4 protein-coding genes are annotated in these 8,633 nt (G+C 75.0%); 3 read left to right on the top strand and 1 reads right to left on the bottom strand.

What is annotated here, in order from left to right:
- Positions 1–3: 3 nt before the first annotated feature.
- On the bottom strand, positions 4–450 hold the full coding sequence (locus ACWGB8_RS36780; RefSeq protein WP_452218010.1) for a hypothetical protein: 447 nt from the start codon (positions 448–450) through the stop codon (positions 4–6).
- Positions 451–1,001: 551 nt separating this feature from the next.
- Between ACWGB8_RS36780 and ACWGB8_RS36775 the strand changes: the two genes are divergently transcribed.
- The 3 genes from ACWGB8_RS36775 (at position 1,002) to htpG (ending at position 8,564) form a co-directional block, all read left to right on the top strand.
- Entirely contained in the window at positions 1,002–5,123 is a 4,122-nt protein-coding gene (locus tag ACWGB8_RS36775; protein ID WP_452218009.1) for a Pls/PosA family non-ribosomal peptide synthetase, read from the top strand.
- An 8-nt stretch (positions 5,124–5,131) separates the two neighbouring features.
- On the top strand, positions 5,132–6,514 hold the full coding sequence (locus tag ACWGB8_RS36770) for a M1 family metallopeptidase (protein WP_452218008.1): 1,383 nt from the start codon (positions 5,132–5,134) through the stop codon (positions 6,512–6,514).
- 130 nt (positions 6,515–6,644) lie between these two features.
- Entirely contained in the window at positions 6,645–8,564 is a 1,920-nt protein-coding gene (htpG, locus tag ACWGB8_RS36765) for a molecular chaperone HtpG (protein WP_452218007.1), read from the top strand.
- The last annotated feature ends 69 nt before the right edge of the window (positions 8,565–8,633 follow it).

The following is an 8,633-nucleotide window of genomic DNA, read 5'->3' as shown; positions in this document are numbered from 1 at the left end:
GCGTCAGTCCGCGCCGCCCGGGTGCGCGGCCGCCGCCCCGGGGTCGGAGGTGGGGCCGGCGTCGGGGTAGTGGCCGCGGATGTGGGCGAGGAGGCGTTCGTCGCGGCTCCGGACGTCCCAGCTGGTGCTGTCGAACTCCTGGAACACCACGACGAGTTCCTCGCCCGCGTAGCCGTGGAAGTCGGCGTCGACGTGCTGGCGGTGGGGTGCCTGGCCGGCCAGCAGGTCGAGGGTGGCGATCCGCCCGCCGGGCGCGGGGGTCGACACGGTGCCGGTGGGCGGGTCGTAGATCCGGACCTGCCAGGTGAGGCCGAGGCCGTAGCCGCCGAGGAGGACGAGCAGTTCGGCCAGGGTGACGTATCTGCGGTGGGCCGGAGCCCCGGGGTGGAGCGGGTCGTCCCGCCAGGCCGCGAATGTGATCGACTGCATGACGCCCGCTGCCTCGGCCACCTGTGTGAGCTCCGTTCCCCGCGGCGGCCCTCGCCGCCGACGTCGCCATTGTGTTACTCATCCCGTTCGGACGGTAACGATATTGCCGTACGACCGACCGTGCGCCGCGCCCGGCACCCCTCCCCCGCACTTCGCGCGCCTCCTCCCCCCGGCAGGCGCCGGGCGGCCGGGGCGGATCGGCCGCGCACACGGGCCCCACGGAGGCCGCCGCCACCCGGACGGAGCAGTCTTCGGTGTGGCGTGGCTCACCCTCGCGAAAACGACCTGACGATCCGTCAAAATGACTGACGCCGCGTCACTTCTCGCCCGAATGCGCTCAGTTGTTTACTGACTGGCAGTCAGATTCGGCCATTTACGGCCCAGTTGAGTGGAGTGTCGGCGGATTTGCCCGTCCGACGCAGGGCTACCATCGGTCGGGTTGTCCGCTCCGGCCCCGGAGTGGGGTCACCCGGTCGGGCCGTCCAGAGGCCAGAGTCAGGCGAGTGCTCCCACCGCCCCAGGGACCGGAGACCGGAAGGGACGGGGCGAGGATGAGGAGCGCACGGGCCGCCATGACAGGGACACCCGCGACACCGCAGACGCCGGACGTACACCAGCCACCGAACGCACCGCAGACGCCGAACGCACCGGACGCGCACGACGGACCGCAGCCGCCGGACGCGCACGACGCACCGCACACGCCGAACGCACCGGACCCGCACGACGCACCGCACACGCCGAACGCACCGGACCCGCAGGACGCGCCACCCCCGCCGCCCGCGCCGCCCGCCCTGTTCCCCGGGCGCCCCGCACCCGCGCCGCGCACCCTGGTCGACGTCCTGGACGCCACCGTGCGGGCCCACCCCGGCGAGCCCGCCCTCGACGACGGCCGGACGGTCCTCAGCTACCGCGCGCTTGCGGGCGAGGTCGAGCGGCTGCGCCGCCGGCTGGCGGCCGCCGGGATCGGGCGGGGTGCCCGGGTCGGTGTGCGGGTGCCGTCGGGCACCAACGACCTGTACGTGGCGATCCTCGGCGTGCTCGCCGCCGGCGCCGCCTACGTACCGGTCGACGCGGAGGACCCGGACGAGCGCGCCCAGCTGGTCTTCGAGGAGGCCGCGGTGGCGGCGGTGCTCGGCGCCCGCCTGGAGCTGACCGCCGCACCGGCCCCGGACGGCGCAGCACCCAAAACCGCACCGGCCCCGAACGGCGCCTCACCCGGGACCGCCCCGCACCCCTCGGCCCCCCACCCCTCCGCCGGCCCGGCCGCCCCCACCCCCGCCGACGACGCCTGGATCATCTTCACCTCCGGCTCCACCGGCCGCCCCAAGGGCGTGGCCGTCACCCACCGCAACGCCGCCGCCTTCGTCGACGCCGAGGCCGCGCTGTTCCTCCAGGACGAGCCGATCGGGCCCGGCGACCGGGTGATGGCCGGCCTCTCGGTGGCGTTCGACGCCTCCTGCGAGGAGATGTGGCTGGCCTGGCGCTACGGCGCCTGCCTGGTGCCCGTCCCGCGCTCGCAGGTGCGCAGCGGCGCCGATCTGGGACCGTGGCTGGCGGAGCAGGAGATCACCGTGGTCTCGACGGTGCCGACGCTGGCCGCGCTCTGGCCGGCCGAGGCGCTGAACGAGGTGCGGCTGCTGATCTTCGGCGGTGAGGCGTGCCCGCCGGAGCTGGTGCAGCGGCTGGTGACCGAGGGGCGCGAGGTGTGGAACACCTACGGCCCGACCGAGGCGACGGTGGTGGCCTGCGCCGCGCTGCTGACCGGGGAGGGCCCGGTGCGGATCGGGCTGCCGCTGGACGGCTGGGACCTCGCGGTGGTGGACGAGCGGGGCGTGCCGGTCGCGGAGGGCGCGACCGGTCAGCTGGTGATCGGCGGGGTGGGACTGGCCCGCTACCTGGATCCGGTGAAGGACGCCGAGAAGTACGCGCCGCTGGAGTCGCTGGGCTGGGAGCGCGCCTACCGGTCGGGCGACCTCGTCCGGGCGGATCCGGCGGGGCTGCTGTTCCTGGGCCGGACGGACGAGCAGATCAAGCTCGGCGGCCGGCGGATCGAGCTGGGCGAGGTGGACGCGGCGCTGCAGGCGCTGCCGGGTGTCGCCGGTGCGGCGGCGGCGGTGCGCACGGCGCGCGGCGGCAACCAGCTGCTGGTGGGCTACCTGGTGGTGAAGGACGGCTGGGACCGCGACGAGTCGGTGGCCCGGCTGCGGGCCGAGCTGCCCGCCGCGCTGGTGCCGCTGCTGGCCGTGGTCGACGCGCTGCCGACCCGGACGTCCGGCAAGGTGGACCGGGCGGCGCTGCCGTGGCCGCTGCCGGAGCTGGAGAACGCGGGGCCGGGCGAGGAGCTGTACGGCACCGAGGCGTGGCTGGCCGAGCAGTGGGCGGAGATCCTGGGCGTGCCGGTGAGCGGCCCGCGGGACGACTTCTTCGCGGTCGGCGGCGGCAGTCTGGCGGCGGCCCGGCTGACCACGCTGCTGCGGACCCGCTACCCGAACGTGGCCGTGCTGGACGTCTACCAGCAGCCGACGCTGCGCAAGCTGGCCCGCCACCTGGAGCGGACGGCCGCCGAGGGCGGCGAGTCGCGCACGGTCGCCCCGGTGCCGCGCCGGGCCGCGCTGCTGCAGGTGCTGCTGCTGGTGCCGCTGTTCACCGTGGTGGGGCTGCGCTGGACGGTCGCGGTGCTGGCGCTGGGCAATCTGCTGGCGCACCTGGGCGGGTACGCCTGGGCGCCGACCGCGTCGTGGTGGGCGGTCGGGGCGGGGGCGCTGGTGCTGTTCACGCCGCCGGGCCGGCTGGCGGTGGCGGCGGGCGGGGCCCGGCTGCTGCTGCGCGGGCTGCGGCCGGGGCGGTACCCGCGCGGCGGTTCGATGCACCTGCGGCTCTGGGCGGCCGAGCGGCTGGCCGAGCTGAGCGGGGCGACCGGGCTGTCGGGCGCCTGGCTGGTCCGGTACGCGCGGGCGCTGGGTGCCAAGGTGGGCCCGGAGGTGGACCTGCACGCGCTGCCGCCGGTGACCGGGATGCTGAAGCTGGGCCGCGGCTGCGCGGTGGAGGCCGAGGTGGACCTGTCCGGCTACTGGCTGGACGGGGACCGGCTGGAGGTCGGGCAGATCAAGGTCGGCTCGGGCGCCGTGGTCGGGACCAGGTCGACGCTGCTGCCGGGCGCCCGGGTCGGCAAGCGGGCGCAGGTGGTGCCGGGTTCGAGCGTCACCGGGCAGGTCCCGACCGGCCAGCGCTGGGGCGGTGCGCCCGCGGTGAAGCTGGGCCGGGTCGAGCGGGCGTGGCCGAAGGAGCGTCCGCCGCGGCGGGCGCGCTGGGCGGCGGCGTACGGGGTGAGCGGGGCGGGGCTGTCCCTGCTGCCGCTGCTCCCGGCGGTGGCCGCGGTCGCGGTGCTGTCGCGGTTCGTCGCGCCCGGGAACGGCCCCGGGGAGGCGGTGCGCGGCGCGCTGCTCGCGGTGGTGCCGGCGACGCTGGCGTACGGCGCGGTGTACGCGGCGCAGCTGGTGGCGGCGGTACGGATGCTGGGCGCGGGCCTGCGGCCGGGGACGCATCCGCTGCACGGGCGGGTGGGCTGGCAGGCGTGGACGGTCAGCCAGCTGATGGACCGGGCGCGCGAGGTGCTGTTCCCGCTGTACGCGGGTCTGGTGACGCCGCTGTGGCTGCGGGCCCTGGGGATGCGGGTCGGGCGGCGGGCGGAGGTGTCCACGGTGTTGGCGCTGCCGAGCCTGACCACGGTCGGGGACGGCGCGTTCCTGGCGGACGACACGCTGATCGCGCCGTACGAGCTGGGCGGCGGCTGGGTGCGGCTCGGCGAGGCGAAGATCGGCGAGCGGGCGTTCCTGGGGAACTCGGGGATGACCGCGCCGGGGCGCTCGGTCCCGGCCCGGGGCCTGGTGGGGGTGCTGTCGGCGACGCCGAAGAAGGCGAAGAAGGGCGGCTCCTACCTGGGCATGCCGCCGGTGCGGCTGCCGCGGGCGGCGGACGAGGCGGACCTCAGCCTGACCTACGACCCGCCGCGGCGGCTGCTGTGGGCGCGCGGGCTGGTGGAGGCGGCGCGGATCGTACCGGTGCTGCTGTCGGCGGCGCTGGGGGTGCTGACGGTGGCGGCGCTGGCGTGGACGGCCGGTGCCTGGTCGGCGCCGGTGGCGGCGCTGCTGTCGGGGGGCGTGCTGCTGGTGGCCGGGGCGGCCGCGGGGGCCGCGGCGGTGGCGGCGAAGTGGCTGCTGGTCGGGCGGTTCCGGGCGGTGGAGCACCCGCTGTGGAGCGGTTTCGTGTGGCGCAACGAGCTCGCGGACACCTTCGTGGAGGTGCTGGCGGTGCCGTGGCTGGTCGGGCGGGTGCCGGGCACGGCGGTGCTGAACCTGTGGCTGCGGGCGATGGGCGCGCACGTCGGGCGCGGGGTGTGGTGCGAGAGCTACTGGCTGCCGGAAGCGGACCTGGTCACGCTGGGCGACGGCGTGTCGATCAACCGGGGCTGCGTGGTGCAGACCCACCTCTTCCACGACCGGATCATGCGGATGGATACTGTCGTCCTCCGCGAGGGCGCCACCCTGGGGCCCGGCGGCATCGTGCTGCCCGGCAGCACGGTGGGCGCGCGCAGCACGCTGGGCCCGGCCTCGCTGGTGATGCGCGCCGAATCCGTTCCCGCGGACACGAGGTGGCTGGGCAACCCCATCGAGGTCTGGCAGACCACCTCGTGACCGTCCCCATGCCGTCTGGAGCGCACGACCCGGTGAAGCCCAAGCACGACCCGGCCCGAGCCAAGGGTGCCGCCCCGGCGCCGCTCGCCGAGCCGGACCCGTACTTCCCCAGCAGCGGCGACCCCCGTTACCGGGTGCACCGCTACGAACTCGCCCTCGACTACCGTCCGGGCCCCAACCGGCTCGGCGGGACGGCGCGGCTGAGCGCGGTCGCGGCGGTGGCGCTGCCCGAGTTCGCGCTGGACCTGGCCGAGTTCCGGATCGGCCGGGTGCTGGTGGACGGGAAGGCCGCCCGCTGGACACACCGCGGCGGCAAGCTGCGGGTGCGCCCGGCCAAGGCGCCGGCGGCGGGGGCGCCGTTCACCGTGGAGGTGCACTACACCGGCAATCCGAAGCCGGTGCGCAGCCCGTGGGGCGGGTTGGGCTGGGAGGAGCTGACGGACGGCGCGCTGGTCGCCAGCCAGCCGATCGGGGCGCCGTCCTGGTTCCCGTGCAACGACCGGCCGGCCGACAAGGCCGGGTACCAGATAGCGATCACCACGCCGTCGCCGTACACGGTGGTGGTGGGCGGGCGGCTGCTGACCCGGACCACCCGGGCGTCCAGCACCACCTGGGTGTACGAGCAGTCCGCGCCCACCCCGCCGTACCTGGTGACGGTGTCGATCGGGCCGTACCGGGCGGTGCGGCTGGCGGACCGGCCGGCGGTGCCCCAGACCGTCTACCTGCCGGAGCGGCTGGCGGGCGGGCCCGGGGACTTCGCCCGGCAGCCGGCGATCATGGCGTACTTCGAGCGGGTCTTCGGGCCGTACCCGTTCGGGGAGTACGCGGTGGTGGTCGCGGACGAGGAGCTGGACGTGCCGGTGGAGGCGCAGGGGGTGGCGACCTTCGGCACCAACCACCTGGGCGGCGGCTGGGAGAACGAGCGGCTGATCGCGCACGAGCTGGCGCACCAGTGGTTCGGCAACAGCGTGTCGATCGCGAACTGGCGGTACATCTGGCTGAACGAGGGCCTGGCCAAGTACGCCGAGTGGCTGTGGTCGGAGCGGTCGGGCGGGGTCCGCACGGACGCCCGGGCCGCGGCGGCGCACGCCCTGCTGGCGCGGCTGCCGCAGGACCTCCGGCTGGCCGACCCGGGCCGGAAGCTGATGTTCGACGACCGGCTGTACCAGCGCGGCGGCCTGGTGCTGCACGCGCTGCGCCGGGCGGTCGGCGAGGAGCCGTTCTTCCGGCTGCTGCGGGACTGGGCGGGGCTGCACCGGCACGGCGTGGTGTCGACCGCGGACTTCGTGGCGCACGCCGGCCGATACGCGGGCGGGGCACCGCTGGAGGGCCTCTTCGAGGCCTGGCTGTACCGGCCCGAGCTGCCGCCGCTGCCCCCGCCGGCGGCCTGACCCGACCGGGCCGACCGCGGGCGAACGGGCGCCACCGCACTGCCCGGCCGCCTACGATTCCGGTGTCGACGGGGACGCCCTCCGGGTCCGGGTGGCGCCCCCCACGTCCGCAACCGGAAGGAGCCCCAGAGTGGGCAGCAGTGTCGAGACGTTGGAATTCCAGGCGGAGACCCGTCAGTTGCTCCGGCTGGTGATCCACTCGATCTACTCGAACAAGGACATCTTCCTGCGCGAGCTGATCTCGAACGCCTCGGACGCCCTGGACAAGCTGCGCCTGGAGTCGCTGGTCGACGCCGGCCTCGCGGCGGACGCCGCCGACCTGCACATCGCCCTGGAGGTCGACCGGGACGCCCGCACGCTGACCGTCCGTGACAACGGGATCGGCATGAGCCGCGAGGAGCTCGTGGCGCTGATCGGCACGATCGCCAAGTCCGGCACCGCCGAGCTGCTGGCGAAGCTCGGCGAGGCCGAGGACGCCGCCGCGGCCCAGGGCCTGATCGGGCAGTTCGGCGTCGGCTTCTACTCGGCGTTCATGGTGGCCGACCGGGTAACCCTGCACACCCGCCGGGCCGGTACCGACGGCGGCACCCGGTGGGAGTCGGACGGCGAGGGCACCTACGAGATCGCCGACGCGGACGGCCTGCCGGTGGGCACCTCGGTCACCCTGCACCTGAAGCCCGCCGACGGCGAGGACGGGCTGGCCGACTACCTCGCCGACCGGAAGGTCCGCCAGATCGTCAAGCAGTACTCGGACTTCATCCGCTGGCCGATCCGGATGGCGGTCGAGCGCACCGACGCCGAGGGCGCCGTGACCCGCGAGGTCGAGACGCTCAACTCGATGAAGGCGCTCTGGGCGCGGCCGCGCAGCGAGGTGACCGACGCCGAGTACCACGAGTTCTACCGGCAGATCAGCCACGACTGGCTGGACCCGGCCGAGATCATCCACATGCGGGCCGAGGGCAGCTTCGAGTACGAGGCGCTGCTGTTCATCCCCGCGCAGGCGCCGATCGACCTGTTCTCACGGGACTCCGGGCGGGGCGTGCAGCTGTACGTCAAGCGGGTGTTCATCATGGACGACTGCGAAGCGCTGATGCCGAACTACCTGCGCTTCGTCAAGGGCGTGGTGGACGCCCACGACCTGTCGCTGAACGTCTCGCGGGAGATCCTGCAGCACGACCGCCAGATCCGCGGCGTCCGCCGGCGCCTGGTGAAGAAGGTGCTCGGCGCGGTCAGGAAGATGCAGGCCGACGACGCCGAGCGGTACACGGCGCTGTGGTCCCAGTTCGGCCGGGTGCTGAAGGAGGGCCTGATCGAGGACACCGACAGCACCGAGGCCCTGCTGGAGCTGGTGTCGGCGGCCTCCACGCACGACCCGGAGCGCACCACCACCCTGCGCGAGTACGTCGGGCGGATGAAGGAGGGCCAGGACGCGATCTACTACCTCACCGGCGAGAACCGGGCCGTGGTGGAGAACTCCCCGCACCTGGAGGCGTTCGCCGCCAAGGGGTACGAGGTCCTGATCCTCACCGACCCGGTCGACGAGGTGTGGGTCGAGCGGGTCCCCGGCTTCGACGGCCGCCGCCTGCAGTCCGTCGCCAAGGGCCAGGTCGACCTCGACGAGCCGGCCGCCGACGACGACGGCGCGGCGGGTTCGGAGCGGGCCCGGCAGGAGGAGGAGTACGCGGCCCTGCTGCCGTGGCTGACCACCGCCCTGGCCGCGCAGGTGAAGCAGGTCCGGCTGTCCTCGCGGCTGACCACCTCGGCGGCCTGCATCGTCGGCGACGCCCACGACATGACCCCGACCCTGGAGAAGATGTACCGGGCGATGGGGCAGGAACTGCCCCCGGTCCGGCGGATCCTGGAGCTCAACCCGGCCCACCCGCTGATCACCGCCCTGCGCACCGCGCACGGGGTGAACGCCGAGGACCCGGCGCTCGCCGAGACCGCCGAGCTGGTGTACGGCAGCGCGCTGCTCGCCGAGGGCGGCGAGCTGCCCGACCCGGCCCGCTTCACCCGGCTGCTCACCGAGCGGCTGACCCGGGCCCTGTGATCCCGCGGGGTGCGGCCGGCGGCTCCGGCACGGCGCAGGTCCGCCCGACCGCGTCGCCGCCCGCTGCCC

This window comes from Kitasatospora sp. NPDC054939, from assembly GCF_053610105.1.
Note: the sequence above shows the minus strand (reverse complement) of the source record. Positions and strands in the feature narration are given on the sequence as shown.